We start from the raw sequence: 17,267 nt of genomic DNA, 5'->3' as shown, positions 1-17,267 counted from the left end.
GGCTCATGCTGGAAATGAGGAAAAGAATGCTGGATTTGTGCTAACACCTGCACTGACTAACCAATCACATTTGTGGCTGGCTTATTACCAGCCTCTAAAACAAAGCCAGCCCTTTACTATACCATGATGAAATCTGACTAGTCCGTTACCGCCGGTTGACCCATTGACGGCCAGTTGGCACATCAATAGTCTGCACATATAGTAGCGATTTCACTATTCATTGTGTTGATCCAACCATTTTTAGCATAGAAACTTACCTCAATCTTTATGAAACTAAACGTTTACTTTCTCTTTCTCGCACTGAGTTTATGTTTGTCCCACAACCTCTTTGCCGGTAACAAATTCTGGACAGGTAATACCAATACGGATTGGAATACGGCCAATAACTGGAACCCTGTGGGGGTACCCACTGCATCCGACAACGTTTTAATTAGAGATGGAACCGGAAACCCTGTTATTGCAACCGGAACAACCGCTACGGTAACCAGTATACTTATATATCAAAAAACGCTGACAATAAGCTCAGGGGCAACCCTCAATGTGAGGGGTGATGGAACCTTGTATCGGTATGTTGACCTGAATATAAACTCAACACTGATCAATCATGGCACCCTTGCTATGGAATCCGCTGGAGGTGGGCCTGTTGCCGGTGTATTCGGCCCCGGCGATGACCACTCACTCGTAGAAAATTATGGTCTTATACGGATAAATTCGTCTAATAATAATACGGCGGTTGAAATGGGGGGGGTGTTTCAGGAACTCACTCTTCTGCTATAATCAACAATTATGCCTGTGGTCAGTTTATAGTGGTTTCCTATAATATTTTAATGACCGATATTGCTAGATTTAACAACAGTGGCTATACGTTTGTAGGTGGAAGCATTAATGTTTTGAGCGGTGGCGTATTTACCAACAATGGTGTATTAAAGTACGGCTCGGCAGGGACAATAACCAATAACAACGGCTCGGTGATTGTCAATGATAACCCGACTAATAATACCATCTTCACCTATACCGGTACATTTTTGGGAACAGTGAATGGTATTTATAAAAACGCGAATGCCACCGCATCGGCGGGTACATTCACTGCACCCAACACGTTTACACCTTCGGGTCTATCTGCCGGTGAACAAACACTCTACGCCAAAATTACCCCGTCGGGAGGGGGGTGCACCTATATTGTTTCCTTTACCTATACTTATACTGCCCCGCCTAATTTCACAACCAGTCCTACTACAAAAAGTGTTTGTTCGGGCAGTAGTACTACCTTCACCGTTGCGGCATCTAATGCCACAAGCTACCAATGGCAGGTCAATACTGGTGGTGGTTTTACTGATTTGAGTAATACGACTCCTTACTCCGGTGTCACAAACACGACCTTAAACATCAGCAATGTAGCGGGGCTCAATGGTTATCAGTATCGCTGTGTTGCTACGGGCGCTGGCGGCTCCACCAACTCCAATGCGGCTACGTTAACCGTCAATCCGCTACCGACAGCTACTATACTCACTCCTTCAAGCACAACGATTACCTGTAGCACACCGAGTCTGTCATTGACGGCTACGGGGGGCGGTACCTACCGCTGGGATAACAACTCGACCAGTGCCACCCGCACGGTCACCACTGCAGGCACCTACTCCGTAACGGTCACAGCAACTGGTAGCTGCACCGCCGTAGACAGTCAGGTCATCACAAGTAACACCACGGCCCCCACGGCCAACATTCTGGCTCCGGCCAGCACCACCCTGACCTGCACGACCACCTCGATCAGCCTGACAGCTACGGGGGGCGGTACCTATCGCTGGAATGACAACTCGACCAATGCCACCCGCACGGTGACCACGGCGGGCACGTATTCGGTGACAGTGACGGCGCCCAACGGGTGTACGGCGGTAGACAGTCAGGTCATCTCGGGCAACACCACCGCTCCGACGGCCAACATTTTGGCTCCGGCCAGCACCACCCTGACCTGTACGACCACCAGTCTGTCATTGACAGCCACGGGCGGGGGCACCTATCGATGGGATAACAACTCGACCAGTGCCACCCGCACGATCACCACGGCGGGCACGTATTCGGTGACGGTGACTAGTCCCAACGGGTGTACGGCGGTAGATAGCCAGGTCATCTCGGGCAACACCACCGCTCCGACGGCCAACATTCTGGCCCCGGCCAGCACCACCCTCACCTGTACGACTACCGCCATCAGCCTGACAGCTACGGGGGGCGGTACCTATCGCTGGAATGACAACTCGACCAATGCCACCCGCACGGTGACCACAGCCGGCACGTATTCGGTGACGGTGACTAGTCCCAACGGGTGTACGGCGGTAGACAGTCAGGTCATTTCGGGCAACACCACCGCTCCGACGGCCAACATTCTGGCTCCGGCCAGCACCACCCTGACCTGTACGACCACCAGTCTGTCATTGACAGCCACGGGCGGGGGTACCTACCGCTGGGATGACAACTCGACCAGTGCCACCCGCACGATCACCACAGCCGGTACCTATTCCGTAACAGTGACTAGTCCCAACGGGTGTACGGCGGTGGACAGTCAGGTCATCTCGGGCAACACCACCGCTCCGACGGCCAACATTCTGGCCCCGGCCAGCACCACCCTCACCTGTACGACTACCGCCATCAGCCTGACAGCTACGGGGGCGGTACCTATCGGTGGGATGACAACTCGACCAGCGCCACCCGCACGGTGACCACGGCGGGCACGTATTCGGTGACAGCGACTAGTCCCAACGGGTGTACGGCGGTAGACAGTCAGGTCATCTCGGGCAACACCACCGCTCCGACGGCCAACATTCTGGCCCCGGCCAGCACCACCCTGACCTGTACGACCACCTCGATCAGCCTGACAGCCACGGGCGGGGGTACCTACCGCTGGGATGACAACTCGACCAGCGCCACCCGCACGATCACCACAGCCGGTACCTATTCCGTAACAGTGACTAGTCCCAACGGGTGTACGGCGGTGGACAGTCAGGTCATCTCGGGCAACACCACCGCTCCGACGGCCAACATTCTGGCCCCGGCCAGCACCACCCTGACCTGTACGACCACCTCGTTGAGCCTGACAGCTACGGGGGCGGTACCTATCGGTGGGATGACAACTCGACCAGCGCCACCCGCACGGTGACCACGGCGGGCACGTATTCGGTGACAGTGACGGCGCCCAACGGGTGTACGGCGGTAGACAGTCAGGTCATCTCGGGCAACACCACCGCTCCGACGGCCAACATTTTGGCTCCGGCCAGCACCACCCTGACCTGTACGACCACCAGTCTGTCATTGACAGCCACGGGCGGGGGCACCTATCGATGGGATAACAACTCGACCAGTGCCACCCGCACGATCACCACGGCGGGCACGTATTCGGTGACGGTGACTAGTCCCAACGGGTGTACGGCGGTAGATAGCCAGGTCATCTCGGGCAACACCACCGCTCCGACGGCCAACATTCTGGCCCCGGCCAGCACCACCCTCACCTGTACGACTACCGCCATCAGCCTGACAGCTACGGGGGGCGGTACCTATCGCTGGAATGACAACTCGACCAATGCCACCCGCACGGTGACCACAGCCGGCACGTATTCGGTGACGGTGACTAGTCCCAACGGGTGTACGGCGGTAGACAGTCAGGTCATTTCGGGCAACACCACCGCTCCGACGGCCAACATTCTGGCTCCGGCCAGCACCACCCTGACCTGTACGACCACCAGTCTGTCATTGACAGCCACGGGCGGGGGTACCTACCGCTGGGATGACAACTCGACCAGTGCCACCCGCACGATCACCACAGCCGGTACCTATTCCGTAACAGTGACTAGTCCCAACGGGTGTACGGCGGTGGACAGTCAGGTCATCTCGGGCAACACCACCGCTCCGACGGCCAACATTCTGGCCCCGGCCAGCACCACCCTCACCTGTACGACTACCGCCATCAGCCTGACAGCTACGGGGGGCGGTACCTATCGGTGGGATGACAACTCGACCAGCGCCACCCGCACGGTGACCACGGCGGGCACGTATTCGGTGACAGCGACTAGTCCCAACGGGTGTACGGCGGTAGACAGTCAGGTCATCTCGGGCAACACCACCGCTCCGACGGCCAACATTCTGGCCCCGGCCAGCACCACCCTGACCTGTACGACCACCTCGATCAGCCTGACAGCCACGGGCGGGGGTACCTACCGCTGGGATGACAACTCGACCAGCGCCACCCGCACGATCACCACAGCCGGTACCTATTCCGTAACAGTGACTAGTCCCAACGGGTGTACGGCGGTGGACAGTCAGGTCATCTCGGGCAACACCACCGCTCCGACGGCCAACATTCTGGCCCCGGCCAGCACCACCCTGACCTGTACGACCACCTCGTTGAGCCTGACAGCTACGGGGGGCGGTACCTATCGGTGGGATGACAACTCGACCAGTGTCACCCGCACGGTGACCATGGCGGGCACGTATTCGGTGACAGCGACTAGTCCAATTACTGGATGCTCAGGTACGGCCAGCACAACCATATTTAGTACCACGGCTTCGATATCAGTTAATAATCCGATCGTTACCACGGCCACCCTGAGTACAGCCTTCAGTCAAACCTTTACCGCTTCAGGTGGAGTGGCACCCTATAGCTTCAGTCTAGCCAGCGGCAGTTTGCCTACAGGATTAAATCTGAGTCCTGAAGGTGTGTTATCGGGTATTCCTACCCAGAGTGGACCTTTCACGATCACGGTCCGGGCTGCGGATTCCAATGGGTGTTCAGGTGAGGGAGCAAACTATCCGCTGACCGTGCTTGATGCCACGCCGACGATTGCCGACTTGACAGCAAGCCCTGACCCCATTTGTGTAGGGGGCCAGGTGACTTTCAGCGCGAACATTGCCAATATAACAGGAACTTATGCGTACACGCTGACAAACGGCAGTAGTACGACTACCGGAACCAGCTCTAACACCAGCTTCAGTCAGAATTTGACGACCCTGGTGGCTGGCATCCAAGCCTTCACGTTGACAGTGACCAGCAGTGGACAATCGGCTACGGCTACTTATGAACTGACCGTCAATGCTCCTCCTGTGCCAACGCTAACGGCCAGCAATGGTGGTGTGTTGACATGCGCTCAGTCTAGCCTGACGCTGACTGCCGAGGGAGGAGATGACTATACCTTTAGTGGACCCGGTATTCTGAGTCAGAATGCTGAAACAGGTGTCGCGGTAGTCAACGCATCCGGCGTCTACTCAGTAACAGTGACCAATACTGAGACGGGTTGTTACAGTACGACAACGACGACGGTGAGTAGTTCGACGGCAGCCCCTTCGGTGAGTATCACTCCCTCGTCAGCTACGCTAAGTTGTGCCAGTCCAAGTGTGAGTCTGACGGCAGTGGGCGTAGGCAGTGTGTTGTGGAACACAGGCTCGACGAGTCCCATCCTGACGGTGAGTACGGCGGGAACGTATTCGGTGACCTTGACCTCGGGCAGTGGCTGTACGGCCGTGACCAGTGTGGAGGTGAGTGCCGATCAGAGTGCGCCTTCGGTGAGCATTAATCCTTCCTCAGCTACGCTAAGTTGTGCCAGCCCGAGTGTAAGTCTGACGGCGGTGGGCGTGGGCAGTGTGCGGTGGAACACGGGCTCGACGAGTCCCATCCTGACGGTGAGTACGGCGGGGACCTATTCGGTGACCTTGACCTCGGGCAGTGGCTGTACGGCCGTGGCCAGTGTGGAGGTGAGTGCCGATCAGAGTGCGCCTTCAGTGAGCATTAATCCTTTCTCAGCTACCCTAACCTGTGCCAGCCCGAGTGTAAGTCTGACGGCGGTGGGCGTGGGCAGTGTGCGGTGGAACACGGGCTCGACGAGTCCCATCCTGACGGTGAGTACGGCGGGGACGTATTCGGTGACCTTGACCTCGGGCAGTGGCTGTACGGCCGTGACCAGTGTGGAGGTGAGCGCCGATCAGAGTGCGCCTTCAGTGAGTATCAACCCCGGCAGTGCGACCCTGAGCTGTGCCAGTCCAAGTGTGAGTCTGACGGCGGTGGGCGTGGGCAGTGTGTTGTGGAACACGGGCTCGACGAGTCCCATCCTGACGGTGAGTTCAGCGGGGACGTATTCGGTGACCTTGACCTCGGGTAGTGGCTGTACGGCCGTGACCAGTGTGGAGGTGAGCGCCGATCAGAGTGCGCCTTCAGTGAGTATCAACCCCGGCAGTGCGACCCTGAGCTGTGCCAGTCCAAGTGTGAGTCTGACGGCGGTGGGCGTGGGCAGTGTGTTGTGGAACACGGGCTCGACGAGTCCCATCCTGACGGTGAGTTCAGCGGGGACCTATTCGGTGACCTTGACCTCGGGCAGTGGCTGTACGGCCGTGACCAGTGTGGAGGTGAGCGCCGATCAGAGTGCGCCTTCAGTGAGTATCAACCCCGGCAGTGCGACCCTGAGCTGTGCCAGTCCAAGTGTGAGTCTGACGGCGGTGGGCGTGGGCAGTGTGTTGTGGAACACGGGCTCGACGAGTCCCATCCTGACGGTGAGTTCAGCGGGGACCTATTCGGTGACCTTGACCTCGGGCAGTGGCTGTACGGCCGTGACCAGTGTGGAGGTGAGCGCCGATCAGAGTGCGCCTTCGGTGAGCATTAATCCTTCCTCAGCTACGCTAACCTGTGCTACTCCGAGTGTGAGTCTGACGGCGGTGGGTGTGGGCAGTGTGCGGTGGAACACAGGCTCGACGAGTCCCATCCTGACGGTGAGTACGGCGGGGACGTATTCGGTGACCTTGACCTCGGGCAGTGGCTGTACGGCCGTGACCAGTGTGGAGGTGAGCGCCGATCAGAGTGCGCCTTCAGTGAGTATCAACCCCGGCAGTGCGACCCTGAGCTGTGCCAGTCCAAGTGTGAGCCTGACGGCGGTGGGCGTGGGCAGTGTGCGGTGGAACACGGGCTCGACGAGTCCCATCCTGACGGTGAGTACGGCGGGGACCTATTCGGTGACCTTGACCTCGGGTAGCGGCTGTACGGCTGTGGCCAGTGTGGAGGTGAGTGCCGATCAGAGTGCCCCTTCGGTGAGCATCAACCCCAGCAGTGCGACCCTAACCTGTGCCACTCCGAGTGTGAGTCTGACGGCGGTGGGCGTGGGCAGTGTGCGGTGGAACACGGGCTCGACGAGTCCCATCCTGACGGTGAGTTCAGCGGGGACCTATTCGGTGACCTTGACCTCGGGTAGTGGCTGTACGGCCGTGACCAGTGTGGAGGTGAGCGCCGATCAGAGTGCCCCTTCGGTAAGCATCAACCCCAGCAGTGCGACCCTGAGCTGCGCCAGTCCTTCGGTGAGTCTGACGGCAGTGGGCGTGGGCAGTGTGCGGTGGAACACGGGCTCGACGAGTCCCATCCTGACGGTGAGTTCAGCGGGGACCTACTCGGTGACCTTGACCTCGGGTAGTGGCTGTACGGCCGTGACCAGTGTGGAGGTGAGCGCCGATCAGAGTGCGCCTTCGGTGAGCATTAATCCTTCCTCAGCTACGCTAAGTTGTGCCAGCCCAAGTGTGAGTCTGACGGCAGTGGGTGTGGGCAGTGTGCGGTGGAACACGGGCTCGACGAGTCCCATCCTGACGGTGAGTACGGCGGGAACGTATTCGGTGACCTTGACCTCGGGCAGTGGCTGTACGGCTGTGGCCAGTGTGGAGGTGAGTGCCGATCAGAGCGCCCCTTCGGTGAGCATCAACCCCAGCAGTGCGACCCTAACCTGTGCCAGTCCAAGTGTGAGTCTGACAGCAGTGGGCGTGGGCAGTGTGTTGTGGAACACGGGCTCGACGAGTCCCATCCTGACGGTGAGTTCAGCGGGGACGTATTCGGTGACCTTGACCTCGGGCAGCGGCTGTACGGCCGTAACCAGTGTGGAGGTGAGTCAACAACCTGACCAAACCATCGTCTTCACCCAGCAGCCCGCTTCAGCCTCCACGGTTACGGTGGGTGCTAATGTCACCACTGCCATTGCCGTCAGTGGCAATCCTACCGGCTTCCAATGGTTCAAAGACAACCTGAGCAGCCCCGTTGGGGGGCAAACCTCGGCTACGCTGATGCTGACCAATGTCCAGATCGCCGATGCGGGTAGCTATATCGTGGTCGTCAGTGGAGCCTGTAACAGCCTGACCTCGACGGCCTTTGCCCTCACCGTCAATCCCGTGCAGACGGCCCCCTTCGCCATCACGGCCGTGACGACTCTGAGTTGCACACCGATTCTGCCCAACCGCTTCAGTGTCAGCTTTACGCCCCGCTACAGCGGTCTCAACGGTCAGCCCGTGTCTTTCTCGGTGGCCAACGAATTGCTGCCCACCACCGAGTCGGGACCCTATACCCTCCAGCTCTATACCGATAATCCAACGCTCACGCTGAAGGCCATTCAGGGCGGTACGCCACCCGAAGCCAGCTATGTCTACAACTGGCTGGCGGCCTGTCGCACCTCGGAGTCGCCTAATACCCCCCCCGGGTGGTAAGTAGCCTCAGCAGCCAGACGGCCACGGCGGGCACCTATTTCACCTATGTGATTCCTGAAGGCACCTTCACCGACACCGAGACCCCCCTAAGTCTGCGTCTGTCGGCCAGTGGGTTGCCAGCAGGCCTGGGTTTTGTGGGAGCCACCCTGAGTGGAATACCCTCCACGACCGTAGGCTCTCCCTTCACGGTGAGTATTACGGCGACCGATCCGGGTGGACTCTCGGTGAGCACGCCGTTGTTACTTACGGTGCTGCCGGCCACGACGACTCCACCGCCGACTCAGCCTTTCGCTATTACGGGGGTAACTACGATCAGTTGTACACCGGTAGCGGACCGGATCAACATCAACTTTGCCCCTCGGTATGCCGGATTGACCGGTCAGTCGATTGCCTTTGAGGTGGTCAATGAACTGGCTCCCACGACCGATCCGGCTCCCTACTCGCTGACCTTATACCGGGACAATCCGGTGCTGAGCTTAAAAGCGACGCAAACAGGCAGTGTGGAGGTGGCTAGTTTCAGCTACAACTGGTTAGCGGCCTGTGCCAGTGCAGGCCAGGACAACACGCCCCCTCGCCTGAACAGTCCGGTGGGTAATCAGACGGCAGTCGTGGGTCAGGGGTATAGTCTGAATCTGGCTAATACCTTTGCCGATCAGGAAACGCCGAATCAGATCACACTGGTGGCCAGTGGCCTGCCGGCAGGGCTGAGTCTGGTGGGTACCCAGCTATCGGGTACGCCGAACGGGAGTGGAGTCTCGACGGTGGTGCTGACGGCGACCGATCCGGGCAGCCTGAGCGCGAGTACGAGTTTTGACCTGACCGTCTTACCGGCGGTGGTGGGTCCGCTGACGGTGAATCTGACAGCGACTCCAAGCCAGCTAGTGACGAGTGGATCAACGACGTTGACCGCGAGTGTATCGGGTGGGACGGGTCCATACAGTTATGTGTTTACGGGTCCGGGTAGTATCAATCCTGGCGGGAATTCCGCGACGGTGTCGGGATTGAGTGCGGGTGTACAGACCTTTAGGGTGGTGGTGAGTGATGCCACATCGCCGGTGTCGCAGACGGTGGCAGGCACGGTGAGTGTAACGGTAAGCGAACCGAGCAACCCGCCATCCGGATTCAGCATCACAGGTGTGAACACGGTGAGTTGTGAGGTGCTGAGTGTGGGTCAGCGTCGATTGAGCTTTACGCCGATATATGCAGGGGTGAGCGGTCAGCCGATCAGTTTCTCGGTGGTCAATGAGTTGCCGGCGACGACCAACGCGGGTCCCTACAGTCTGAATCTGTATACCGACAATCCAAGCATCACCCTGAAAGCGACCCAGAGTGGGAGTGCCGGTGAAGCAAGCTATGTCTACAACTGGCTGGCGGTGTGCTCTACGGGTGCACGGGTAGGGGTTGAGGCTGTAGCGCCATTGGTTGTAGAGGTGCTGGGCAACCCGGTGGTAAGCGACCGTGCAGATGTTCTGATCAAGGGTTCTGGTAACCAGGAGGTTAAACTTCGGGTCGTGGATGGCCAGGGGAATGTGGTCAGCGAGCGAACAGTCGGTTCAAGCGAGTTGTCTCAGCCTCAGGCAGTGGAGTTAGGTCAGCCCGCGGGTCAATACATCCTACAGGTTAGTACACCTGCTCAGCGTCAGACGGTTAAGATTCTCAAACGGTAATCCTGATGGACTGATACCGGCACCAGCGTGCCCAAATTGATTAATGAAGACTGCTAGTACTGACTTGATCTGGTCAGTACTAGCAGTCTTTTTTTTGCCCTTTTCTCTGGTTGAGCATATAGGAGAAAGGGACTGGTGCAATTTATTCACTAATCATCTCATCATTGGATCATCTACATCCCTTCTATTTTTTCGTATTATTGACTATAAATTGAGCATTTTAAATGCGGGTCCTCTACTTTCTGATTTTACTTCTTCCTGGTGTACTCCCTGCCCAGCACAACGGCTGGCAGGAATTAACTATTTCCGATGGTCTGTCGCAGGGGATGATTTTCGATTTAAAACAGGATCAGAAGGGATTTATCTGGGTAGCTACCAAAGATGGACTAAACCGCTTCGATGGGTATAACTTCAAGGTATTTACCCACGACCCCTATAACGAATACAGCCTTTCGGATAACAACTGCTCAACGATGCTGGTCGATAGCCGGGGGAGGCTGTGGGTGGGTACACTCAATCAGGGACTGAATCTCTTGGATACACGCACCCAGCGGTTTTATCATCTCGATATTCGTGATCAGTCGTCTTCCAATGCAGGAAATTATGCCATTAACTGGCTGTTCGAAGATCCACAGGGTGCTATCTGGGTGATTGCGGAGGAGACTAAATTGATAAAAATCAGTTTAGCTGCTTCGCTTAAAAACAGCTTTCCCAATCACGCTAATTTTGCTGATCAGGTTCAACTCACACAAATTCCGACTGATGAGAAGAAGACTGGTGGCCTTGGGCAAATTAGTTTCCGGCCCGACGGTCAGGCTATGTTGGTATGCAATACGGGTTTACTGTCATTTAACTGGCAATATCCTCAGAAAGGAAGTACGTTCACTCTTTTTACGGATGAATTCCTGGGGGCCTATACTGTATACACGAATATAAATCAGGATGCGTTGTTTGGCCTTAAAGACAACAAAATCCTCTATCGTCATCATGGCAGGCTGAAAACTATTTATCTGCCAAAAAATGAGGATGCCGTCATTAGAGAGATCAATCCGAAAAAAATGTCTATTGCTCAGGGTGGGCTCTTGTGGTTGATTTCGCCTGACGATCTCATGGAGCAGGACAGCCTGACGGCACATAATGCGTTTACCGCCCTGCCCGGCAATCTCTATGCCATTACTACGCTGCTCGAAGATCAGACGGGCAATATCTGGCTGGGAACAAGTGGCTATGGTCTTCGAAAATTCAACCCCAAAATAAAACAGTTCCATTCGTTACTGCCTGCTAAAACCCTTTCTTATCTGTATGCCGACCGGAAGGGCCGGGTTTATGTACGGCATGAGTTTGTGTATGAACTTCTTGATCGGGCTAATAACCGGACACACTCTTTCCTGCCTGATAGGTTGCCGCCCGTTGATAAACGGCAACGCTATATGATGCAGGATCATCGGGGTACGTTCTGGGTATCGAACACGAACTTCCAGACGCACGAAATGTATCTGTTTAAGTTTAGTGCCGATTGGCAACTCCTCAAAAAATATCCTCTGCCCCCCAATACATCATTTGGTTTCTACAACAACCAGACCGTTGAAGATAAATTCGGTAAGCTGTGGATTGGAGCCATCAATGGCAAACTGCTTCAATTCGATCCCCAGACTGAAAAATTTCAGATTTTTTCGTATCAATCCCTGTTGCCGCAGAAAGGAGCCGAAATAGAAACCTATACGCTCTACTTCGATCAGGACGGTACGCTCTGGATCGGTACCCAGCAGGGGCTGGTACGGGCCGATCACCCGCAGACAAGGCCGGTTTTTTCGCTCTATAAAAATAGCCAGACGAACCGTCGGAGTTTGAGCAACGATTTTGTGTTAAGCCTGCTTAACGACCCAAACCAGCCAGCCCGCTACCTCTGGGTGGGCACCAAAGGCAGCGGGCTGGATCGCCTGGATAAACAGACGGGCTACGTCGATCATATCACTGAAAAACAAGGACTGCCCAATAAAGTAGTGTATGGAATACTGGCGGATGAGTTCAGGAATCTCTGGCTAAGTACCAACCGGGGCTTAGCACAGTTCAACCCAAAAACTAAAACGTTTCGCAACTTCACCAAAGCCGACGGCCTACAGGATGATGAGTTCAATACGGGTTCCTTTTTCAAAAGCCAATCGGGTGAGTTGATGTTCGGGGGCATACATGGCTTAACGACGTTTCGGGCCGCCGACATGGTTCGGGCCAATGGCCCAACTTCACGAGCACATTTGATTGGTTTGAAAGTCAACAATGAAACCGTTGACGTGGGCAGCTCCGATGGGATACTGACCGAAGGGATTGAGTACAGGCAACAGCTTGATCTGTCACACACCCAGAACCTGATTACGTTCGAATTCGGGCTGATGGACTTTGCAAACTCAGCCAAAAATCAATATCGCTACCGGCTTAATGGAATTGATCAGGGTTGGGTATCGGCGGGTACCAACCGCTTTGCTAACTATGCTCAATTGCCACCAGGGAACTACACTTTTCGGATGATGGGTTCGGTTGATGGTGAAGTCTGGAGCAAACCTATCGAGCTTCAGGTACGAATTCATCCGCCATTTTATCAAACCTGGTGGGCTTATTTGCTTTATGCGATAATAATCGCGGTGGTGGGCTGGCAGCTTTACCGGGTTCAGACCCAGCGACTATTACTTGAGCAACAAGTTGTTTTTGAGAAAAAGGAAGCGAATCGGTTAGCAGAGCTTGATAGTCTGAAAACCGAGTTTTTTACCAATATCTCTCACGAATTCCGTACACCCCTAACCCTGATTTTAGGTCCACTGGACAACCTGAAAAAACAATTTCCCCATCATCCTGAACTGATGCTGATGGAGCGAAACGGCCATCGGCTGATGACCCTGATCAATCAACTGCTCGATCTGGGGAAACTGGAAGCGGGGGAATTAAAGCCCGAATTGGAGCCGGGTGATATAGCTGCTTTTTTTCGAATGATAGCTGGTTCATTCAGCTCCTTAGCCGAAAGCCGGGGAATTGCGTTTTCATTCGATCAAAATCAAGCGACGTGGTGGGCTCGTTTTGACCGGGATAAACTGGAAAAAATAGTGACGAACCTGCTTTCCAACGCCTTTAAATTTACCCCGGCTGGCAACAACGTCAGCATGGACCTGCATTATCCTGGCGAAGGGGCTGTGAGTCAATTGCTGGTAACGATTCAGGATACCGGTATTGGCATTCCGCCCGAACATGTGCCTAATATTTTCAACCGATTTTATCAGGTCGATGGCAAGCTAAATCGTACGTACGAAGGCACCGGTATTGGGCTGGCACTGGTCAATGAACTGGTCAGGGTGCTGAATGGTACGATCGACGTTGTCAGCGCTGAAGGGCTTGGTACTACCTTTACGGTTGCACTGCCGCTGATGACGATCGATAGGACGCCGACATCCTGGACTGAACTCGCTCTGTCAGCTCCTATTGCATCCGTATCCATACCAGCGGAAACCGGGAATCTGGACCCCTCCGCGCCTGGAACTGCTAACATTCTGCTGATCATCGACGATAACGCAGACATCCGGTCGTATGTACGTAGCATTTTTGAGCAGGATTATCAGATCATAGAAGCCATTGATGGACAGGACGGCCTCGAAAAAGCGACCACTACACTGCCTGACATTGTTATCTGCGACCTGATGATGCCCCGGCTCGATGGATTTGGCTTCTGTGAAGCCCTGAAAATGCAGCCAGCTACCAGTCATATTCCTGTGATCATGCTGACGGCCAAAGCTACTGTCGAAGACCGAATTGCAGGCTTTAAACTAGGAGCCGATGACTACCTGACCAAGCCATTCAACCGGTCTGAAATTCAGGTCAGAGTACGCAATCTGATCGGGCAGCGCGAACGCCTGTACCAATGGTTTTCTTCGAGCCAGCCCACTCCGGATAGCCAGATAAACATTCCGGCTCCATTAACGGCTGAACAGCAGTTTATCGACCGGCTGACGGCGCTTGTTATTCCGCAAATAGATAATACCGGATTTACCGTTGAGGAACTGGCCGATGCAGCCAATCTAAGCCGGGTGCAACTTCACCGTAAACTCAAAGCGTTAACCAACAAACCTGCTACCTCCTTTATCCGGGATATCCGGCTTGCCAGAGCCGCCGAACTACTGACCGAAGGCCAACAGAACGTAACCCAGGTTGCTTATTCAGTTGGTTTCGACAATCTGTCTTACTTTGCCAAAGTGTTTCAGGAGCGTTATGGCGTGTTGCCTTCCCAATATGGCAAGCCCACATCAACGTTGGGTTAAGCCTGTTCACAGAACATAGTTTTGCCATTAAAGCCCGGATTTCCGGGCTTTTTTATTGTCATGTAACATAAGTGCTAATGAATGCAACGAGTGTGTTAGCAGGCCAATCATCAGTGCCGCAACTTGCGGACTTATTGACAGGGTTGATTGATCCATTGAATCGCTTCATGTCTTCTACTGACTCACTTTATAGAATTTTTCTGCCACCATGAAAAAAAAACGTTCAGCCGACAACCAGATAATCGATACGTTTCAGACCAGTTATTCTGACAACAGCTTTGAAGTACTCTATAATCAATATGCCCATAAAGTGTATCGGACCTGCCTGGCTATGACTAATGATTCTGCCGACGCTCAGGACTATACTCAGGACATCTTCATCAAGGTATTTGCCAAGTTGAACTCCTTCCAGAACCGCTCCTCGTTTTCTACCTGGCTGTACGCCATTTCATACCATTATTGTCTGGATCGGCTTCGGTTAAACAAGCAGCTTAAAACCGAGCCCTTGTCCTATGATTTATCGGATACGCTATCGGACGAGGAGCTGATTGATGGCATACCAGGTATACGCCTGAAGGAGGTGGTTGAACGGCGGATACAAGCTCAGGAACTGGCCCTTATGAAATTACCCGACGAGGAGCTAACCTTACTTCGACTTAAGTATGAACAGGGCTTATCAATTCGAGACCTCAGCGAACACTACAAATTGTCGGAAAGTGCGGTAAAGATGCGTCTGAAGAGAACGCGTGATAAACTACAGGCAATACAGACTGGTATAGATTACTAATAACTCAGTCAATATGAATAAAATAGCGAAATGTAACATGAGTGTTAAAGATTGCAACACTTGTGGTAGCAGACGTATATAGATTGACTTTATTTAGCAGCCAATTTCAAGCCCTCAATTTACTCGACGATTCTTTTCAACCTTCCTTTTTTTTGTATGTTATGAAACAGTCGCTCCTACAACCCGGAGACATGCTCAAAATGCACGCCCATAAAACGGGCAAAATTAGCCGTCCGATTGCTGATCTCATGTTTTTACAGGCCACCGGTAACTACAGCTGGCTTCACTGGAAAGATGGGCAACGGATGCTTCTTCCCCGCACCTTAAAATATTACGAACCCCAGTTGCCTAGAGAGTGGTTCATACGGACTCATCGCAACTGCATCATCAACCTCCAGTACATAGCTTATCTGGGACCTGTCCAGCCGGACAATACCGGACTGGTTTATCTGCATTCGGGTGATGTGCTGCCGGTTTCGCGTCGTCGGTGGGCGGCAATTCAAAAAATTTATCGGAAACTGTTTGACAACGATAATGGCTCGACGACCGAGGTGAATGGTATTTCCCTCGATTCGATCGTTCCGGATTAGCTGCTCGTCGATCACTAAAATTTGCTGTCGTTTTATACTTTTTTCAGCCCAAATGAATACAAAATTTACATTTCTTTCTTTTCCTGGATTTAGTCTGTAGCCATACTTATTGGTCGGCCCATTTAAACCGATAAGGTTTTAAAAACCGCACCGGCGGACCAGCTTATCGGTTTCTAATTAACCACATTCATGACTGGTATGTATTCTGGAATGATTATTTTTCTGCGACTCTACAGATGGGTTTATGATAAACCGGGAAATTACAGGAATTGGCAATAAAGCATAATTTGTTGGCCTGATGATGCAACTCGTTGGCTTTGGCAATCATTGATTCGTGGGTGACAAGTACAGCTGGCGAAAGCGTTACTTCACTGAAATGGCCACCACCGTCTGGTGTCTCTATCATTGTTCCTGTTGCCTGATCTGTATAGTCGACAACAACAACGCCTGCTTCGGCACACAAATGCAGGTACCAGAGCATATGGCAGCTTGACAGCGAAGCAACAAGCAATTCTTCCGGATTGTATCGGCTTTTATTACCCCGAAACGACGGGTCCGATGAGGCTGGAATGTCGGGTTTGTTTTCGGCCGATACAATATGATCTCTGTCGTATGCCCGGTAATTCGCGGTTCCCTCGCCTTTATTGCCAGTCCATTGAGTGGTTAACGCGTAGGTGTGTTGCTTTGCCATAATGCATTGGTATTACTTGTCAATCGTAGGTCGTCGGGTAGCCATTACATTGGCCATTTTTTCTGCGTCAGCATTACCTGTCTGACGTAGTTCGGCAATAATAGATTGGTAGTTTTTGTCATCTCGATTTTGACTGAGCTTGGCCGCCCCCTGCATCGTATCAATCGTCATTCTGAAAGCGACCACACCACTCATCTGTTTCCGAACGTAGTCCACGGTCATACTTTCAACGGATACCGGATGTGCTGAATGAGCCTCATAGCGATCTACCTGCTGGCGCAGAAAATCAAGGGTTTCACCGTCGGTCAGCATCGTTGTTCGACCCGTGATTTGCACCGACAGATAATTCCAGGTGGGTACGTTAACATGATCGTACCACGAAGAGGAAATGTAGCTATGCGGTCCCGAAAATACGGCCAGTGCGGGACGATTCTGTCCCAATAATTTCCATTGCGGATTGGCTTTGGCCAGGTGGCCAACTAATTGAAATTGGCCATCGGTATCAGCCAGGAGTTCAATGGGCAGATGAGTGGCTACCGGAATACCATCGTAGCCCGTCGTAACAAGTAATGCAAAGGAGTTATCACGGACGAACTGCAACAGGGTAGGGCGGTCGGTTTCCTGAAAGGCGTGTGGTATATACATTGTCGTGTAGTTGTTGATATCGGCTATTGATTATTGCAGGACTTTCACAAAAAGCCGGACCACGGTTAACTATCGGGATAAATCATACCGTGGCAC

The 17,267-nt window shown here is 53.7% G+C and carries 9 protein-coding genes; 7 read left to right on the top strand and 2 right to left on the bottom strand.

What is annotated here, in order from left to right; genetic code table 11:
- Window positions 1–267 precede the first annotated feature (267 nt).
- From G8759_RS27300 to G8759_RS27270, 7 genes are all read left to right on the top strand, one after another.
- Entirely contained in the window at window positions 268–777 is a 510-nt protein-coding gene (locus G8759_RS27300; RefSeq protein WP_167215577.1) for a hypothetical protein, read from the top strand.
- A 50-nt stretch (window positions 778–827) separates the two neighbouring features.
- Complete coding sequence (locus G8759_RS27295; RefSeq protein ID WP_167215574.1) at window positions 828–2,714, top strand: beta strand repeat-containing protein; 1,887 nt, start codon at window positions 828–830, stop codon at window positions 2,712–2,714.
- Between the two features lie 262 nt (window positions 2,715–2,976).
- A complete protein-coding gene (locus tag G8759_RS27290; RefSeq protein ID WP_167215571.1) occupies window positions 2,977–8,490 on the top strand; it encodes an immunoglobulin domain-containing family protein in 5,514 nt (1,837 codons plus the stop codon).
- On the top strand, window positions 8,484–10,157 hold the full coding sequence (locus G8759_RS27285) for a putative Ig domain-containing protein (RefSeq protein ID WP_167215568.1): 1,674 nt from the start codon (window positions 8,484–8,486) through the stop codon (window positions 10,155–10,157). The genes G8759_RS27290 and G8759_RS27285 overlap by 7 nt, the downstream gene beginning before the upstream one ends.
- Before the next feature lie 224 nt (window positions 10,158–10,381).
- On the top strand, window positions 10,382–14,458 hold the full coding sequence (locus tag G8759_RS27280) for a hybrid sensor histidine kinase/response regulator transcription factor (protein WP_167215565.1): 4,077 nt from the start codon (window positions 10,382–10,384) through the stop codon (window positions 14,456–14,458).
- A 208-nt stretch (window positions 14,459–14,666) separates the two neighbouring features.
- Entirely contained in the window at window positions 14,667–15,245 is a 579-nt protein-coding gene (locus G8759_RS27275; RefSeq protein WP_167215563.1) for an RNA polymerase sigma factor, read from the top strand.
- 161 nt (window positions 15,246–15,406) lie between these two features.
- The gene (locus tag G8759_RS27270; protein WP_167215560.1) at window positions 15,407–15,835 is read left to right on the top strand and encodes a LytR/AlgR family response regulator transcription factor; all 429 of its coding nucleotides are present in this window, start codon (window positions 15,407–15,409) and stop codon (window positions 15,833–15,835) included.
- A gap of 214 nt (window positions 15,836–16,049) precedes the next feature.
- Here G8759_RS27270 and G8759_RS27265 read toward each other — a convergent pair whose 3' ends face one another.
- Together G8759_RS27265 and G8759_RS27260 are read right to left on the bottom strand one after the other, a co-directional pair.
- Entirely contained in the window at window positions 16,050–16,526 is a 477-nt protein-coding gene (locus G8759_RS27265; RefSeq protein WP_167215557.1) for an OsmC family protein, read from the bottom strand.
- A 12-nt stretch (window positions 16,527–16,538) separates the two neighbouring features.
- Entirely contained in the window at window positions 16,539–17,171 is a 633-nt protein-coding gene (locus G8759_RS27260) for an FMN-binding negative transcriptional regulator (RefSeq protein ID WP_167215555.1), read from the bottom strand.
- Window positions 17,172–17,267: the final 96 nt, after the last annotated feature.

This window comes from Spirosoma aureum (genome assembly GCF_011604685.1).
GTDB classification, from domain to species: domain Bacteria; phylum Bacteroidota; class Bacteroidia; order Cytophagales; family Spirosomataceae; genus Spirosoma; species Spirosoma aureum.
The sequence above is the reverse complement of the archived record's forward strand: the minus strand, read 5'-3'. Positions and strand labels throughout refer to the sequence as shown.